Raw genomic sequence first — 15,716 nt, 5'->3', positions numbered from 1 at the left:
TAAAGGCGGGTTTTGCCCGCCTTCAATTAGTGTAACTTGTTTGCATCATTATCGGGAGCCCTGCTGAACAGGGTTTCGACGTCGATCCCGTCGAATTGGTACTGGGCGCCGCAATAATCACAATGCATGTCGATCTTGCCGAGCTCCTGCACCATCTCCATGACTTCTTCCTTTTCTATCTGCAGCAGGGCCCCTTCGCAGCGTGCGCGGGAGCAGGTGCAGCGGAACTCGACCGCCTGCGGATCGAACACCCGCACCTTGTCCTGGTGGTAGAGGCGGTAGAGGATCTCTTCCGCTTCCAGGCCGAACAGCTCTTCATCCTTGATGGTGGCGGTGAGCTGGGTCAGGTGATCGAAATCTGCGCTGTGATCCTCGCTCTGGGCGGGCAGCGCCTGCAGCAGTATGCCTGCGGCGCGGGGCTCACCCTGGTGGTAGCCGGTACGGATCCACAGCTTGGTGGCCAGCTGTTCTGACTGGGCGAAGTAGTGCTCCAGGCAGCCTGCCAGGGTGTCGGCGTCCAGCGCTATGATGCCCTGGTAGCGCTCGCCCTGCTCCGGGGTGATGGTGATGATCAGCTGACCTTCGCCGATCAGGCTCTGCAGCTTGCCATCGCTCGGCAGCTCGCCCTCAAAACGGGCCACGCCGCGCAGTTGCTGGTTGTTGTCACCGTTGATGACGGCGAGGCGCACCGGGCCATCGCCCTGCAACTGCACTGTGATGGAGCCTTCAAACTTGAGGGTGGCGGTCAGCAGGCTGGTGGCAACCAGCAGCTCACCCAGGAGTTTTTGCACCTGCACCGGATAGTTCTGGGCTTCCACCACGTGGCGGTAGGTATGGTCCAGCTGGACCAGCTCACCCCGGACTTCGTACTCTTCAAACAGATAGCGATACAGGAGATCTTGGTTACTCATCATGCATTCCTGGGTTCTTAGGTGAGGTAAATAGATAAAAACATTATTAAACAGGTGGTTAGGAACTAATCCCGTTTCCTGTCGTCATAAAAGGGCCACGTTGGCGAGTCAGTATTGCTTGACCTTGATCAGCTGGCGCCGCTCCTGCTTGTCGGGACGACGCTCGGGGCTCGGGGCAAACTGGCTGTTGAAGCGGCGCGCCTCGCTGTTCTCGGCCCGTTTTTTCAGGCTGGCTTCCGTCTCTTCATAGAGCAGCTGGGCCAGCGGGGCGGACTTGCGCTGTTCGCTCACTTGCAGCACCCGCACCTCCCGTTCGTCCTGGCCTTGCCAGACACGGATGAGAGCACCGGCTTCGACGGCCTTGCCCGGCTTGCTGCGCTGGCCGTTGTAGTGCACCTTGCCCCCTTCAATCTGCTCGCGGGCCAGGCTGCGGGTCTTGTAAAAACGCGCCGCCCACAACCATTTGTCGAGGCGGACCTGGGTTGTGGTTTCTGCGGGATTCGGCATGAATCGACTCCGGGATGGCTGAAAGGGGAGCCTGATTATACCAGAGGCAGGCCTCGGGATAGAAACGGGGGGGCTTATGGTGTGACGGAATGTCAATTTTCGCAGCTTCATCCCATCCGGTCGGTTGTCTCTGGGTCCATTGCCGTACACAATAGCCAACCGATTTGGATGCCAGAATATATTGATAAACATGACGCTACCGTTCAGGGATGACTTGTTGAGCTCCCTTCTGGCCCGTTGCAAAACCGTGCCGCTCTCCCGTTTCAGCCAGCCCCTGTTCTGGCTTCTGCTGCTGTTGCTGGCCCACCAGTGCGCGGGCCTCACCTGGCGTCTGCTGGATCTCGGCAGCCAGCAGGCCAGCCAACCCTGGCAGCCGGCCATGGTCGCCAGTCAGGGCCAAGGTTCGGCCCGGCTCGATCTCGGCGGCATCAGCCGGCTGTCGCTGTTCGGCAAGGCGAAGCAACAGGCCCAGGCGGCCGATGCTGTCGCAGCCGATGCCCCCAAGACTCAGCTCAACGCCCAGCTCAACGGTGTGCTGGCGAGTTCAGATCCGGCCAAATCCATCGCCATCATCGCCCACAACGGCGTGCAGAACTCCTATGGCATCGGTGATTTCATCGATGGCACCCAGGCCAAAATTCGTCAGGTGTTCGCCGATCGCGTCATCATAGAGCGGGACGGGCGGGACGAGACCCTGATGCTGGACGGGGAAGAGTACGGCAAGCCCCTGCCCAAACCGGGCAATCAGGATGACAAGCTCTCCTCGGTGCGCAGCGAACTGCTGGGCAACCCCGGCAAGATCACCGATTACCTCAATATTTCCCCGGTGCGGGTAGATGGCCGCATGGTCGGCTATCGCCTCAATCCGGGCAGCAATCCAGAGCTGTTCAATCAACTCGGTCTGGTCGCCAACGACATGGCGGTCAGCATCAATGGCCTGGATTTGCGGGATAACGCTCAGGCCATGCAGGCAATGCAGCAGGTGGCTGGCGCCACGGAAATGACCGTCACCGTCGAGCGGCAAGGACAGCTCTACGACGTTTATGTCGGCTTGTCAGAATAATGATTTGGAGTAGCACCAAGAATGATAAATAAAGGGAAGGGCTGGCGTCTGGCCACGGTTGCGGCGGCGCTGATGATGGCGGGCTCCGCCTGGGCCACCGAGTATTCTGCCAGCTTCAAGAATGCCGATATCGAAGAGTTCATCAACACGGTCGGCAAGAACCTGAGCAAGACCATCATCATAGAGCCTTCGGTGCGCGGCAAGATCAACGTCCGCAGTTACGACCTGCTCAACGAGGAGCAGTACTACCAGTTCTTCCTGAGCGTGCTCGACGTCTATGGCTTCGCCGTGGTGCCCATGGATAACGGTGTGCTCAAGGTGGTGCGCTCCAAGGACGCCAAGACCTCGGCCATCCCGGTGGTGGATGAGACCAACCCGGGGATAGGCGACGAGATGGTGACCCGGGTAGTGCCGGTGCGCAACGTCTCGGTGCGCGAACTGGCGCCCCTGCTGCGTCAGCTCAATGACAACGCCGGTGGCGGCAACGTGGTCCATTACGATCCCTCCAACGTGCTGCTCATCACGGGCCGTGCCGCCGTGGTCAACCGTCTGGTGGAAGTGGTTCGCCGGGTCGACAAGGCGGGGGATCAGGAAGTGGACATCATCAAGCTGAAATATGCCTCCGCCGGCGAGATGGTGCGGCTGGTGACCAACCTCAACAAGGATGGCAACAGTCAGGGCGGCAACACCTCCCTGCTGCTGGCCCCCAAGGTGGTGGCCGACGAGCGTACCAACTCTGTGGTGGTCAGTGGCGAACCCAAGGCGCGGGCCCGCATCATACAGATGGTGCGCCAGCTCGACCGGGATCTGCAGAGCCAGGGCAACACCCGGGTCTTCTACCTGAAATATGGCAAGGCCAAGGACATGGTGGAGGTGCTCAAGGGCGTCAGCTCCAGCATAGAAGCGGACAAGAAGGGCGGCGGCACCACCACGACAGCGGGTGGCGGCGCCAGCATTGGGGGTGGCAAGCTGGCCATCTCTGCCGACGAGACCACCAATGCCCTGGTCATCACGGCCCAGCCGGATGTGATGGCCGAGCTGGAGCAGGTGGTCGCCAAGCTGGATATCCGCCGCGCCCAGGTGCTGGTGGAGGCGATCATAGTTGAAATTGCCGACGGCGACGGCCTCAACCTCGGGGTCCAGTGGGCCAATACCAACGGCGGCGGCACCCAGTTTTCCGATACCGGTCTGCCCATCGGCTCGGTGGCCATCGCCGCCAAGGATTACCAGGATAACGGCACTACCACGGGCCTGGCTGCCTTGGCGAAAGACTTCAACGGCATGGCGGCCGGTTTCTACAAGGGCAACTGGGCCGCGCTGGTAACGGCGCTCTCCACTAACACCAAGAGCGATATTCTCTCCACCCCGAGTATCGTCACCATGGACAACAAGGAAGCCTCCTTCAACGTCGGTCAGGAAGTGCCGGTGCAGAGCGGCTCCCAGAGCTCGACCACCAGCGATCAGGTGTTCAACACCATAGAGCGCAAGACGGTGGGCACCAAGCTGGTGGTGACGCCGCAGATCAACGAAGGGGATTCCGTGCTGCTCAATATCGAGCAGGAGGTCTCCAGCGTGGCGCAGAAACAGGCGACCGGTACTGCCGATCTGGGCCCCACCTTCGATACCCGTACCATCAAGAACGCCGTGCTGGTGAAAAGCGGCGAGACAGTGGTGCTGGGTGGCCTGATGGATGAGCAGACTCAGGAGAAGGTTTCCAAGGTACCTTTGCTGGGCGACATACCCGTGCTCGGCTATCTGTTCCGCGCCACCAACAACACCACCTCCAAACGCAACCTGATGGTCTTTATCCGGCCGACCATATTGCGGGATGCCAACGTCTACTCCGGCATTTCCAGCAACAAGTACACCATGTTCCGGGCCGAACAGATCGAGGCTGCGGCTCAGGAGAACTACCTCACCTCGCCCAAACGCCAGGTGCTGCCTGAATATGGCCAGGATGTGACCCAGTCGCCCGAGGTACAGAAGCAGATCGAGCTGATGAAGGCGCGCCAGCAGGCGACGGCCGACGGAGCTCAGCCATTCGTGGGTAACAAGTAATGGCAGCGTACCAGCTCGATGACACGAGTCTGCCTGCGGCCCTGCCCGAGCTGCCGTTCGCCTTTGCCCGCAACTTCGGTGTCGTCCTGACCGAGCGGCAGGGGACCCCCCTGCTGCTGTGCCGTCCTGGGGTGGCGCCGCAAACCCTGCTGGAGGTGCGGCGGGTGGCGGGCTGCGCCTTCGAGGTGGAGCAGCTCGGCAGTGACGAGTTTGAAGAGTTGCTGATGGCGCACTACCAGCGCGACTCTTCCGAGGCGCGCCAGCTGATGGAAGATCTCGGCAACGAGATGGACTTCTTCGCGCTGGCCGAGGAACTGCCTCAGAGCGAGGATCTGCTGGACGCCGATGACGACGCCCCCATCATTCGCCTCATCAACGCCATGTTGAGCGAGGCGATAAAAGAGGAGGCGTCTGACATCCATATCGAGACCTTCGAGCGGGTGCTGGTCATTCGCTTCCGCATCGATGGCGTGCTGCGGGAGATACTGCGCCCTCATCGCAAGCTGGCCTCCCTGCTGGTGTCGCGCATCAAGGTCATGTCGCGGATGGACATAGCCGAGAAGCGGGTGCCCCAGGATGGCCGCATCTCGCTGCGTATCGGTGGCCGGGCGGTGGACGTGCGGGTGTCGACCATGCCGTCCAGCTACGGCGAGCGGGTGGTATTGCGTCTGCTCGACAAGAACAACGTGCGCCTCGAGCTCAAGCAGCTCGGCATGACGCTGGCCAACCGCAACATCATCAGCGAACTCATTCGCAAGCCCCACGGCATCATATTGGTGACGGGCCCGACCGGTTCGGGCAAGTCCACCACCCTGTATGCGGCGCTCTCCGAGATCAACTCGCGGGATCGCAACATTCTCACGGTGGAAGACCCTATCGAATATGACCTGGAGGGTGTGGGTCAGACCCAGGTCAACACCAAGGTGGACATGACCTTCGCCCGCGGCCTGCGCGCCATTCTGCGTCAGGATCCGGACGTGGTAATGGTGGGGGAAATTCGCGACCTCGAGACCGCCCAGATAGCGGTGCAGGCGTCGCTGACCGGTCACCTGGTGATGTCGACCCTGCACACCAACACCGCCATAGGTGCCATCACCCGGATGCGGGACATGGGGATAGAGCCCTTCCTGCTCTCCTCGTCCCTGTTGGCGGTACTGGCCCAGCGGCTGGTGCGCACCCTCTGCCCGGATTGCCGCGCCCCGCGCCCCATCACGGAGCAGGAGCGTCTGGCCATGGGCATGGAACTGGCGCCGGATCAGCAGGTGTGGCGGCCGGTGGGCTGCGAGCAGTGCAACCACACCGGCTATCGCGGCCGGACCGGCATTCACGAACTGGTGGTTATCGACGAGGCGGTGCGCGAGGCGATCCACAGCGCCAGCGGTGAACTGGCCATAGAGCGGCTGATCCGGGACCATACCCCCAGCATACGCCGCGACGGCATCGACAAGGTGCTCAAGGGGCAGACCAGCCTCGAAGAGGTGCTGCGGGTGACCCGGGAAGATTGATGTTTGGTCAGGCAAGCGATTTGAATCGGGATAACGAGACGTCACAGTGCTAGGGCAGAGGAGCAAGAGTATTGTCAGCATTTGAATACAAAGCCCTCGACAGCAAGGGGCGCCAGAAGCAGGGGGTGACCGAGGGTGACTCGGCCCGTCAGGTGCGCCAGCAACTGCGTGAGCAGGGGCTGACCCCGCTCGAGGTGAACGAGACCACAGAGAAGGCAAAGCGGGAAGCGAATCGCTTCGTGCTGTTTCGCCGTGGCGCCTCCACCTCAGAGCTGGCCCTCATCACCCGTCAGCTGGCGACCCTGGTGGGCGCAGGGCTGACCATCGAAGAGGCGCTGCGGGCGGTGGCCGAGCAGTGCGAGAAGGCCCACCTGCGCAGCCTGGTGGCGACGGTACGCAGCAAGGTGGTAGAAGGTTACTCGCTGGCTGATTCGCTGGGGGCCTTCCCTCACGTGTTCGATCAGCTGTTTCGCTCCATGGTGGCGGCCGGTGAAAAATCGGGCCATCTGGAGAAGGTGCTGAACCGGCTCGCCGACTACACGGAGCAGCGCCAGCACATGCGCACCAAGCTGCTGCAGGCGATGATCTACCCCATAGTCCTCACTCTGGTGGCGGTCGGGGTCATCTCGATCCTGCTCACCGCAGTCGTGCCCAAGGTAGTTGCCCAGTTTGAACACATGGGCCAGCAACTGCCTGCGACGACCCGTTTCCTCATCGGCACCAGCGAGCTGATGCAGCATTACGGCCTCTGGTTCCTGCTGCTGCTGTTTATCGGTGGGTTTGTCTGGCGCTGGTGGCTGACCGACGAGAAGCGTCGCCGTCACTGGCATCAGGTGGTGCTGCGCCTGCCGGTCATAGGCCGGGTCAGCCGTGGTCTCAACACCGCCCGTTTCGCCCGCACCCTCAGCATACTCAACGCCAGCGCAGTGCCCCTGCTGGAGGGGATGAAGATCGCCGGCGAGGTGCTCTCCAATGACTTCGCCCGTACTCGCATCGGTGAGGCCACCGAACGGGTGCGGGAGGGGACCAGCCTGCGCAAGGCTCTGGATGAAACCAAGATTTTCCCGCCCATGATGCTGCACATGATCGCCTCCGGCGAGCAGAGCGGCGAGCTCGACAGCATGCTGGAGCGGGCGGCTGACAACCAGGACAGGGAGTTTGAAACCCAGGTGAATATCGCCCTCGGCGTGTTCGAGCCCCTGCTGGTGGTCTCCATGGCCGGGGTCGTGCTGTTTATCGTGATGTCGATCCTGCAGCCGATCCTCGAGCTCAACAACATGGTGAATTTATGATGTTGGCGTGCAGCTGACCCGGGTCGTTTCTGCCGTCAACCCGCTTGAACTCAACAATATGGTCAATCTCTGATGGCCCGCGCCATCTCATTTCGTTAGGGAGTAAGTCATGCAAAAGCGTCGTCAATCCGGTTTTACCCTGCTGGAAGTCATGGTGGTCATAGTGATCCTCGGGATCCTGGCCAGTCTGGTGGTGCCCAACCTGATGGGCAACAAGGAGAAGGCTGACCAGCAGAAAGCCGTCTCCGACATAGTGGCGCTGGAAAATGCCCTCGACATGTACAAGCTGGACAACAACCGTTACCCGACCACCGAGCAGGGCCTGGATGCGCTGGTCAACAAGCCGACCGCCGCCCCCGAGCCGCGCAGCTACCGTGACGGCGGCTACATCAAGCGCCTGCCGCAGGATCCCTGGGGCAACCCGTACCAGATGCTGAGCCCGGGCCAGTTTGGCAAGATCGACATCTTCTCCATGGGGCTGGATGGCGAAGCCGGTACCGATGACGACATCGGCAACTGGAATCTGAAGGATTTCCAATAAGTGATTGATTGCGCTGCCATCAAGCTGCTGTGGATGAGGCTGCCGTGAGGGGCTTGTCGTCCCGTCATCGCCAAGCCGGCTTCACCCTGCGGGAGGTGATGTTGAGTGGCGCCATGCTGATGAGGCTGGAGTCTGCTGTCGTCACCTTGGTGGGGTGGGACCAATGAGGCGTCATCGCCAGTCGGGTTTCACCCTGCTGGAGGTATTGCTGGTCGCCATGCTGATGGGGCTGGTGGCCACCGCCGTCACCCTCAGCATGGGAGGGGCCAGAGGCGATCGCGAGCTCGACAAGCAGGCGCGCCGCTTCATGGCAACCCTGCAACAGGCGCAGGAGTATTCGGTGATGGATGGCCGGCTGGTCGGGCTTCGCATCGAGGATCACGGCTGGCAGTTCATGCAGCGTGCCGCCAAGGATCGCAAGTGGCAGGCGCTGACCGGCGACAAGATCCTGGGACAGGTACAACTGCCCGACACCATGCTGCTGGCCATCGAACTCGAAGGGTTCAGCTGGCGAACCGAGTCCGACGAGAAAACCGAGCGGGGTCGGGACGAGAAGGAGCGCACGCCCCAGGTGCTGATCTTCCCCGGTGGCGAGCTCAGCCCCTTCGTGCTGACGCTGACCCAGCAGGATGAGGATGTGCGCTATCTGCGTACGGTCAAGGCGGATGAATTCGGCCGCTTGCGACTGCTGCAGGACGAGGAGGAAGAGGAATGAACGCCCGTGGCATGACATTGCTGGAAGTCATGGTCGCACTGGCGGTGTTTGCCATCGCGGGTCTCGCCGTGATGAAAACCGCCAGCGAGCACCTCTCTGCGCTCAATTATCTGGAAGAGAAGACGCTGGCGACCTGGGTGGTGGAGAATCAGCTGGTGCAGCAGAAGCTGGAGGCCAAGTGGCCCGGTGACAGCTGGGTGGAGGGGGACGAGCAGATGGCGGGCCAGACCTGGTACTGGCGCTATCGCGGCGTCGCCACCGCCGACAACAACTTCAAGGCGTTGGATATGGAAGTGCGTACCGCGCCCAAGGCCGAGAGCCCAGTGGCCTTCATCCGGACCTATATCAGCCGATGACAACCGCCAACGACACCCAAATGAAGTCCCGTCAGAGCGGCTTCACCCTGCTGGAAGCGTCAATGCGGCCATCGCCAGTACCAAGGCCACGAGTTCGGCATTGTATGCGTCAGAGCGGCTTCACCCTGCTGGAGGCGTCGATGCGGCCATCGCCAGTACCAAGGCCGCGAGTTCGGCATTGCATGCGTCAGGGCGGCTTCACCCTGCTGGAAATGCTGGTGGCCATCGCCATCTTCGCCAGCCTCAGCATGGGCGCCTATCAGGTGCTGCAAGGGGTGCTCACCAGCGACGAGGTGGCCAAGAAGAAGGAGGCCCGCCTCTCCGAGCTGCAGCTGGCCTTCACCCTGATGGAGCGGGACATCACCCAGATGGTGCCCCGCAGCGGCCGTATCGACGGCGAGAACAACAAGGTGCTGCTGGCGGCATCCCGCTTCGGCCAGCAGAGCGATGACTGGGGCATGGCCTTCATTCGCGGTGGCTGGCTCAATCCGGATGGCATGCTGCCACGTTCCGGTTTGCAGCGGGTCGGCTGGCGGCTCAAGGATCACAAGCTGGAGCGGCTGAGCTATCTCTACCCGGATCCCGTGATAGGCACTGAGCCGCGCATCCAGCCCATGCTGGATCGGGTGACGGCGCTGCGGCTCTATTTTTACGACAAGGGGGCCTGGAAGGAGGAGTGGACCCAGCGCAACGTGCTGCCTTACGGCCTGGCGGTGGAGCTGGATCTGGAAGATTACGGCACCCTTCGCCGCCAGTTCCTTATCGGGGCCGGTGGCCAGAGGGCTGAAAATGCGAACTAAGCGGACCGGCAGCATGCCGTCTTGTCGTCGCCAGGGGGGCATGGCCCTGCTGGTGGTGTTGCTCATCTTGTCGGTGATGGTGATCATCGCCAGCAACATGAGTGGCCGCCTGCAGCTGGAGTTGCGCCGTACCGGCAACCTCACCGCCGGCAAGCAGGCCTGGTGGTATGCCATGTCGGCGGAAGCCCTGGTGAGCAAGGTGCTGGTTCAGGATTTCAAGGATGACCCCAATGTGGTGAACCTGGGGCAGAACTGGGCCAGGCAGGATGCTGTCTTCCCGGTGGATGACGGCAAGCTGACCGGCCGGGTGCGGGATCTGCAATCCTGCTTCAACCTCAACAGCCTGAGCGTGCCCCTGAAAGGCGGGATCAGCGGTGACGACCTCGAGAAGCAGCCTTATCCGGTCAAGGCGTTTCGCGCCCTGCTCAAGCAGCTCGAGGTCGAGGATTACGAGGCGGTGCAGCTGACCGATGCCATCCGCGACTGGACCGACAAGGACACGGCACTGGTCTCCAGCTACGGCGCCGAAGATGCCTATTACGAGGGGCTGACGCCCCCTTATCTGACCGCGAACCAGTGGATGCTCAGCACGGACGAGCTGAGGGCGGTGCGCGGTGTGAGCGCCAGGCTGTATGCCCGGCTGGCGCCTTATGTCTGCGCCCTGCCGAGCGACAAGCTGCTGGTGAACATCAACACCATCAAGCCGGAACAGGCGGCGCTGCTGGTGGCCCTCTATCTGGACAAGGTGGGGCTCGATGACGCCAAGCGGGTGCTGACCAGCCGCCCCCAGAAGGGGTGGAAGGAGAAAAAGGCGATGACGGATCAGATGCCGGTACCGCTGAGCACCATCCCCGGGCTGGATGCCGTGCTGGACGTCAAGAGCAGCTACTTCGAGGCCAGGCTGATCGCCGAGGTGGGTGATACCCGGGCCAGGCTGGAGAGCGTCTTCGTGCGTGGCAAGGACAACAAGCTGGTGATGCTGCGTCGCCTCAACGGCGGCGCCGAATGACAGACAGGTGTGGGTGGCGGTCGCTGGCCGTACCCGCCCTGACCCCGTATTGGACAGCAGCCGAGGGCTGCGCTCCCGCCCATCCAGAGGGATGCGGACGGGAATGGCAGGAGAGATATTTGTGAGCGAGAGTCTGGTCATCCGTCTGGGGACCAATGCGCAGCAACCGGTCGAGTGGCTGGTGTGGTCGGCCAAGGAGGAGGAGATTATTGCCTCCGGCACCCTGGCCTCGGCCCATGCCCTCGGCGAGTTGCGGGAGCGTGCCGGTGGCCGCCCCGTGGTGACCCTGGTACCGGGCAGCGATCTTATCTTCCGGCGGGTGAGCCTGCCGGGCAAATACAGTCGTCAGGCCGCGGCCGCCTTGCCCTACCTGCTGGAGGAGCAGATCGCATCCGACGTGGATGAGCTGCATCTGGTGGTGCTGGGCCACGAGGGCCACGAGGTGGACCTGATGGCGGTCGACAAGGAGAAGATGCAGATCTGGCTGGGCTGGCTGCAGCAGGCGGGCCTCAAGAGCCAGCAGCTGTTGCCGGACGTGCTGGCCCTGCCGCCCTCTGCCGACGGCTGGTCTGCCCTGCAACTTGGCAAGGAGTGGTTGCTGCGTCAGGGCCCCTGTCAGGGCATAGTGGCCGACGAGTCGCTGCTGGCCATGTTGCTGGCGGCCGAGGCCGACCCCGTCACCATCCACAGCCATACCCCCTTGCCGGCGATCCCGGCGGCCAACTGGCTGGCGGCGGATCCCGAACTGCCCATGCTGCTGCTGGCCAAAGGGGCGCTGAACTGCCAGGCCAACCTGTTGCAGGGCCCCTACCGGCCGCAGACCGAATACTCCCGCTACTGGCTGCAGTGGCGCAAGGTGGCCGTGGTGGCCGGGCTCTTGCTGCTGGTGGCGCTGACCCAGCGCGGTATGCATCTTTATCAGCTGGCGGAGCAGGACAAGGCCCTCAAGGCCGAGATCCGGCAGGTCTACACCCGCATCTTCCCGGGGGAGAACCGCATCGTCAACGTACGCAGCCAGATGGCACAGCACCTCAAGTTGCTGGGGCAGACCCCGCAGGATGGCGTGCTCTTGCTGCTGACCGAACTGGCCCCCACCTTTGCCGAGGTGCCGGGCCTCAAGCCGCAGGTGTTGCGTTTCGACGCCGCCAGGGGCGAGCTGAGATTGCAGGTGACGGCGCCCGGTTTCGCCGAGATAGAGCGCTTTCGCGAACTGGCGGGCAAGCGCTTCGAGGTGCAGCAGGGCGAGGTGCGCAGCACAGAGGGCAAGGTTGAAGGGGCACTGGTGCTGAAGGGTAAATCATCATGATGGACAAACTACAAGGCTGGTGGCGCAGCATCAGCGCCCGCGAGCAGCGGCTGGTGGCCGTGGGGGGCAGCTGCCTGCTTATCGGGTTCTGCTACTGGATCGTCTGGCAACCCATCGCCAACCGCATCGCCGAGCGCGAGCGGCAGGTGCTGAGCCAGCAACAGACGCTCGCCTGGCTGAAAGAGAAGGGGGAAGAGGTGCTGGCGATGCAGGGCGGTCAGGGCCGCCAGATCGACACCAGCGGTACCCTGGAAGGGGTGGTGAACCGCACCGCCTTCAACCAGAAGATCAAGATTGCCCGTCTGCAACCCCAGGGTCAGGAGCTGCAGGTGTGGATCGATACGGTCCAGTTCGATGATCTGCTGATCTGGCTGGCGAGCCTGGCCGATCAGCACGGTGTACAGGTGCAGGTGATCGAGGTGGCCCGCGAGAATCTGGCGCCGGGTCTGGTCAAGGTCAGACGCCTGCAGTTGAGTCGTCCCCAATGACGCCAGGCGTGCCGGGCGTCGTCCGGTTTCCTGCATCTCGTCCCGGTATGGTGCCGGGCCTGGCCAAGGCCAGATATTTGCAATCGAGTCGTTTTCTATGAAGCAAAAAGTACTGATCGCCGTCCTGTTCCTGGTGGCCTATCTCGGTTTTCTGCTGGTAAAGCTGCCAGCCACCCTGGTGGTGCGCCATCTGCCGTTGCCGCCCAACCTGGTGCAGCTGGAAGGGGTGAGCGGCACCCTCTGGAGCGGCCAGGTCGCCCGGCTGCAATACGCCAGCGAGTCGCTGACCCAGCTGCGCTGGGAGCTCAACGGCTGGTCGCTGCTGCGCTTCGCCCCCGAGGTCTCCCTGCGTTTCGGTGATCGCAGCGGCCTCAACGGCCAGGGCGTGGTCGGCTGGAACGGCGCCGCCTTTGGTCGCGACATCACCCTCAACGTGCCCGCGTCCTGGGTGCTGGATCGGGTGCCCATGCGGCTGCCGTTCCCGCTGACGGTGGCGGGCCAGCTGCAGCTCAAGGTCGATCAGTTTGCCCAGGGCAATCCCTGGTGTGACAACCTCTACGGCAACCTCCATTGGTATGGTGCCGATGCCGATACCCCGGCCGGCAAGCTGCCGCTGGGGGATCCCGAGCTCAAGCTGACCTGCATCGACTCCCGGCTGGTGGCCGAGCTCAAGCAGGGCTCGGAGGCGGTGCAGGTGCTGGGCAAGCTGGAGCTGCAGCCCAATCGCCAGTACCTGTTCCAGGGCACCCTCAAACCGGGCCCGGAACTGCCGGATCAGATGAAGCAGGGGCTGCCCTTCCTCGGTCAGCCCGACGGTCAGGGGCGCTTCCCGCTGCGCTATCAGGGCCGGATTTAAAGCCCTTCCCGCCGACCCCGGAGCCTCTCCGGGGTCGGCTTTTCCCTCTTGGTGCTCTGTCCCCTCATACTCCTCGCTCACTGACTGCCACTTCCCTTGCGAGTGCGCCTGCTTGCCCTCTCTGCCAGCCCGGTCAGCACGGCAACGGCTTGCCTCACTGGTATGTTCATCCGTAGCCAATGGTCAATGAACGCGCACCACTCCACAAAAATGGCAACTCATCTCCCGAAAAGCCGAATATCAATCAGGTTGCATTTTATGTGAAGTGTGAGCTGACACCCGTTATTGTTCTTTTCCATCCTGATTACAGCGTTGCCACAGAAATAAAAAATAACTATATGAAAAATAACGATTAAATATGTGTGGAAATTGTTTTTAAGCCCTTTTTTAGCTCATTGCTCCTGGTCCACCCCATCAAAGATGTGAGCGGCGGCAAAATGCATGGTCAATAAGGGACAATTAGGGTGAGTATCGAAATACCAGATGAAACCTATGGGTAGTTACAATGATGTCAATTGGAGATGATTGATTTGTCTTGGTAGCGCGACAGGTAACCATCTCGACCGGTCTGTTCATTTGGTTTTCAAGCGTTGAGGTAAGGGTTATGGAAAAGAAGCGTATCTACCTGTTTTGCTCTGCTGGTATGTCCACGTCACTGCTGGTCTCGAAGATGAAGGCTCAGGCGGAAAAATATGATGTGCCTGTGTTGATCGATGCCTATCCGGAGACGCTGGCAGGCGAGAAGGGACAGGATGCCGACCTGGTGCTGCTGGGGCCGCAAATCGCCTACATGCTGCCGGAGATCCAGCAGCAGCTGCCGGGCAAGCCGGTCGAAGTGATTGACACCCTGCTCTACGGCAAGGTCGACGGACTGGGCGTGCTGAAGGCGGCCGTCGCCTCCATCAAGAAGAGCCTCGCATAGGTTAAGGAGATCCCTGTGAGCAATATCATCGCATCGTTGGAGAAGGTCATACTGCCCATTGCCGTCAAGCTGGGCAAACAGCCTCATGTCAACGCCATCAAAAACGGCTTTATCAAGCTGATGCCCCTGACGCTGGTCGGGGCCATGTTCGTTCTCATCAACAACGTCTTCCTGAGCTTTGGCGAAGGTTCCTTCTTCTACTCCATCGGCGTGCGGATCGATCCCGCCACCATCGCCACCCTGGACGGGCTCAAGAGCATCGGCGGCAACGTCTATAACGGCACTCTGGGGATCATGTCCCTGATGGCCCCCTTCTTTATCGGTCTGGCGCTGGCAGAAGAGCGCAAGACCGACCCTCTGGCCTCCGGCCTGCTCTCGGTAGCGGCCTTTATGACGGTCACCCCATTCAGCGTGGGCGAAGCCTATGCGGTCGGAGCCAACTGGCTGGGCGGTGCCAACATCATCTCCGGCATGCTGATCGGTATCGCCGTGGCCGAGATGTTCGCCTTTATCGTCCGTCGCAACTGGGTCATCACCCTGCCCGACAGCGTACCTGCCTCGGTCTCCCGCTCCTTCTCTGCGCTGATCCCGGGCTTTATCATCCTCTCCATCATGGGGGTGATCTCCTATCTGCTGAACAACGCCGGTACCAACTTCCACCAGCTGATCATGGACAGCATCTCCACACCGCTGGCCAACATGGGGGGTCTGGTAGGCTGGGTCTATGTGGTCTTCTCCTCCTTCCTCTGGTTCTTTGGCGTGCACGGCATGCTGGCGCTCACAGCGCTGGAGTCAGGTGTGCTGTTCCCCTTCGCCCTTGAGAACGTCGCCCTCTACAACCAGTACGGCTCGGTCGAAGCGGCGATTGCAGCGGGCAAGCAGTTCCACTTCTGGGCCAAGCCGATCACCGACTCCTTCGTCTTCCTCGGCGGTACCGGTGCCACCCTTGGCCTTATCCTGGCCATCTTTATGGTCTCCCGCCGCGATGACTACCGTCAGGTGGCCAAGCTGGGCCTGCCCTCAGGTCTGTTCCAGATCAACGAGCCCATCCTGTTCGGCTTGCCGGTCATCATGAACCCCATCTTGCTGGTGCCCTTCATCCTGGTGCACCCGGTCCTGATGGGGATCACCATGGCGGCCTACTACGCCGGGATCATCCCGCCCATCACCAACATAGCGCCATGGACCATGCCGACCGGCCTGGGGGCCTTCTTCAACACCAACGGCAGCGTGGCCGCCTTCTGTCTGGCGATATTCAACCTGGGGGTTGCAACCATGATGTATATCCCCTTCGTGCTGATTGCCAACAAGGCGCAGAACGTGATCGATGAAGAAGAGGAGAGCGAAGAGGATATCGCTCTGGCCCTGAAGTTCTGATGACCGCCAT

The 15,716-nt window shown here is 61.7% G+C and carries 16 protein-coding genes; 14 read left to right on the top strand and 2 right to left on the bottom strand.

The window, feature by feature from the left end; genetic code table 11:
- Positions 1 to 26: 26 nt before the first annotated feature.
- Both hslO and hslR read right to left on the bottom strand, forming a co-directional pair.
- Positions 27 to 911, bottom strand: a complete 885-nt coding sequence (gene hslO / locus ACM3N8_RS12295; RefSeq protein WP_043140765.1) for an Hsp33 family molecular chaperone HslO — start codon at positions 909 to 911, stop codon at positions 27 to 29.
- A 108-nt stretch (positions 912 to 1,019) separates the two neighbouring features.
- Positions 1,020 to 1,418: a ribosome-associated heat shock protein Hsp15 gene (gene hslR / locus ACM3N8_RS12290; RefSeq protein ID WP_043140769.1), complete on the bottom strand. Its 399-nt coding sequence runs from the start codon at positions 1,416 to 1,418 to the stop codon at positions 1,020 to 1,022.
- A gap of 214 nt (positions 1,419 to 1,632) precedes the next feature.
- Here hslR and exeC point away from each other — a divergent pair, with 214 nt between their 5' ends.
- The 14 genes from exeC to chbC all read left to right on the top strand — a co-directional run bounded on the left by exeC (position 1,633) and on the right by chbC (position 15,706).
- Entirely contained in the window at positions 1,633 to 2,481 is an 849-nt protein-coding gene (gene exeC, locus ACM3N8_RS12285; RefSeq protein WP_274453362.1) for a GspC family type II secretion system variant ExeC, read from the top strand.
- Positions 2,482 to 2,502: 21 nt separating this feature from the next.
- On the top strand, positions 2,503 to 4,539 hold the full coding sequence (gene exeD / locus ACM3N8_RS12280; protein WP_290019675.1) for a GspD family T2SS secretin variant ExeD: 2,037 nt from the start codon (positions 2,503 to 2,505) through the stop codon (positions 4,537 to 4,539).
- The gene (gene exeE / locus ACM3N8_RS12275; protein WP_043557433.1) at positions 4,539 to 6,044 is read left to right on the top strand and encodes a GspE family T2SS ATPase variant ExeE; all 1,506 of its coding nucleotides are present in this window, start codon (positions 4,539 to 4,541) and stop codon (positions 6,042 to 6,044) included. Before exeD ends, exeE begins: the two co-directional genes overlap by 1 nt.
- Positions 6,045 to 6,115: 71 nt before the next feature.
- Positions 6,116 to 7,336: a GspF family T2SS innner membrane protein variant ExeF gene (exeF, locus tag ACM3N8_RS12270; RefSeq protein ID WP_043140779.1), complete on the top strand. Its 1,221-nt coding sequence runs from the start codon at positions 6,116 to 6,118 to the stop codon at positions 7,334 to 7,336.
- Between the two features lie 109 nt (positions 7,337 to 7,445).
- Positions 7,446 to 7,877, top strand: a complete 432-nt coding sequence (exeG, locus tag ACM3N8_RS12265; protein ID WP_042868940.1) for a GspG family T2SS major pseudopilin variant ExeG — start codon at positions 7,446 to 7,448, stop codon at positions 7,875 to 7,877.
- 163 nt (positions 7,878 to 8,040) lie between these two features.
- The gene (gene exeH / locus ACM3N8_RS12260) at positions 8,041 to 8,592 is read left to right on the top strand and encodes a GspH family T2SS minor pseudopilin variant ExeH (RefSeq protein WP_098980847.1); all 552 of its coding nucleotides are present in this window, start codon (positions 8,041 to 8,043) and stop codon (positions 8,590 to 8,592) included.
- Entirely contained in the window at positions 8,589 to 8,948 is a 360-nt protein-coding gene (gene exeI / locus ACM3N8_RS12255) for a GspI family T2SS minor pseudopilin variant ExeI (RefSeq protein ID WP_043140785.1), read from the top strand. Before exeH ends, exeI begins: the two co-directional genes overlap by 4 nt.
- Before the next feature lie 182 nt (positions 8,949 to 9,130).
- Positions 9,131 to 9,748, top strand: a complete 618-nt coding sequence (gene exeJ / locus ACM3N8_RS12250) for a GspJ family T2SS minor pseudopilin variant ExeJ (RefSeq protein WP_043557437.1) — start codon at positions 9,131 to 9,133, stop codon at positions 9,746 to 9,748.
- A 13-nt stretch (positions 9,749 to 9,761) separates the two neighbouring features.
- The gene (gene exeK / locus ACM3N8_RS12245; RefSeq protein ID WP_416016180.1) at positions 9,762 to 10,757 is read left to right on the top strand and encodes a GspK family T2SS minor pseudopilin variant ExeK; all 996 of its coding nucleotides are present in this window, start codon (positions 9,762 to 9,764) and stop codon (positions 10,755 to 10,757) included.
- Positions 10,758 to 10,878: 121 nt separating this feature from the next.
- Positions 10,879 to 12,063: a GspL family type II secretion system protein ExeL gene (gene exeL, locus ACM3N8_RS12240; protein ID WP_290066016.1), complete on the top strand. Its 1,185-nt coding sequence runs from the start codon at positions 10,879 to 10,881 to the stop codon at positions 12,061 to 12,063.
- The gene (gene exeM / locus ACM3N8_RS12235; protein ID WP_043557439.1) at positions 12,060 to 12,551 is read left to right on the top strand and encodes a GspM family type II secretion system protein ExeM; all 492 of its coding nucleotides are present in this window, start codon (positions 12,060 to 12,062) and stop codon (positions 12,549 to 12,551) included. The genes exeL and exeM overlap by 4 nt, the downstream gene beginning before the upstream one ends.
- A gap of 97 nt (positions 12,552 to 12,648) precedes the next feature.
- Positions 12,649 to 13,407 carry a GspN family type II secretion system protein ExeN gene (exeN, locus tag ACM3N8_RS12230; RefSeq protein WP_098980844.1) on the top strand — a complete coding sequence of 253 codons (759 nt, stop codon included), beginning with the start codon at positions 12,649 to 12,651 and terminating at the stop codon, positions 13,405 to 13,407.
- 604 nt (positions 13,408 to 14,011) lie between these two features.
- Positions 14,012 to 14,329 (top strand): PTS sugar transporter subunit IIB, encoded by a 318-nt coding sequence (locus ACM3N8_RS12225; RefSeq protein WP_033135185.1) that lies wholly within the window; start codon positions 14,012 to 14,014, stop codon positions 14,327 to 14,329.
- A gap of 15 nt (positions 14,330 to 14,344) precedes the next feature.
- The gene (chbC, locus tag ACM3N8_RS12220) at positions 14,345 to 15,706 is read left to right on the top strand and encodes a PTS N,N'-diacetylchitobiose transporter subunit IIC (protein WP_416016179.1); all 1,362 of its coding nucleotides are present in this window, start codon (positions 14,345 to 14,347) and stop codon (positions 15,704 to 15,706) included.
- Positions 15,707 to 15,716 lie beyond the last annotated feature (10 nt).

This window comes from Aeromonas sp. A04, from assembly GCF_047780465.1.
GTDB classification, from domain to species: domain Bacteria; phylum Pseudomonadota; class Gammaproteobacteria; order Enterobacterales; family Aeromonadaceae; genus Aeromonas; species Aeromonas bestiarum.
This window is presented reverse-complemented; position numbering and strand designations above follow the sequence as displayed.

Excerpts from the sequence above, each read along its gene's own strand:
- hslO (WP_043140765.1), bottom strand. The coding sequence starts at position 911 with ATGAGTAACCAAGATCTCCTGTATCGCTATCTGTTTGAAGAGTACGAA.
- hslR (WP_043140769.1), bottom strand. The coding sequence starts at position 1,418 with ATGCCGAATCCCGCAGAAACCACAACCCAGGTCCGCCTCGACAAATGG.
- exeD (WP_290019675.1), top strand. The coding sequence starts at position 2,503 with ATGATAAATAAAGGGAAGGGCTGGCGTCTGGCCACGGTTGCGGCGGCG.
- exeE (WP_043557433.1), top strand. The coding sequence starts at position 4,539 with ATGGCAGCGTACCAGCTCGATGACACGAGTCTGCCTGCGGCCCTGCCC.
- exeG (WP_042868940.1), top strand. The coding sequence starts at position 7,446 with ATGCAAAAGCGTCGTCAATCCGGTTTTACCCTGCTGGAAGTCATGGTG.
- exeH (WP_098980847.1), top strand. The coding sequence starts at position 8,041 with ATGAGGCGTCATCGCCAGTCGGGTTTCACCCTGCTGGAGGTATTGCTG.
- exeI (WP_043140785.1), top strand. The coding sequence starts at position 8,589 with ATGAACGCCCGTGGCATGACATTGCTGGAAGTCATGGTCGCACTGGCG.
- exeJ (WP_043557437.1), top strand. The coding sequence starts at position 9,131 with ATGCGTCAGGGCGGCTTCACCCTGCTGGAAATGCTGGTGGCCATCGCC.
- exeK (WP_416016180.1), top strand. The coding sequence starts at position 9,762 with ATGCCGTCTTGTCGTCGCCAGGGGGGCATGGCCCTGCTGGTGGTGTTG.
- exeM (WP_043557439.1), top strand. The coding sequence starts at position 12,060 with ATGATGGACAAACTACAAGGCTGGTGGCGCAGCATCAGCGCCCGCGAG.
- exeN (WP_098980844.1), top strand. The coding sequence starts at position 12,649 with ATGAAGCAAAAAGTACTGATCGCCGTCCTGTTCCTGGTGGCCTATCTC.
- ACM3N8_RS12225 (WP_033135185.1), top strand. The coding sequence starts at position 14,012 with ATGGAAAAGAAGCGTATCTACCTGTTTTGCTCTGCTGGTATGTCCACG.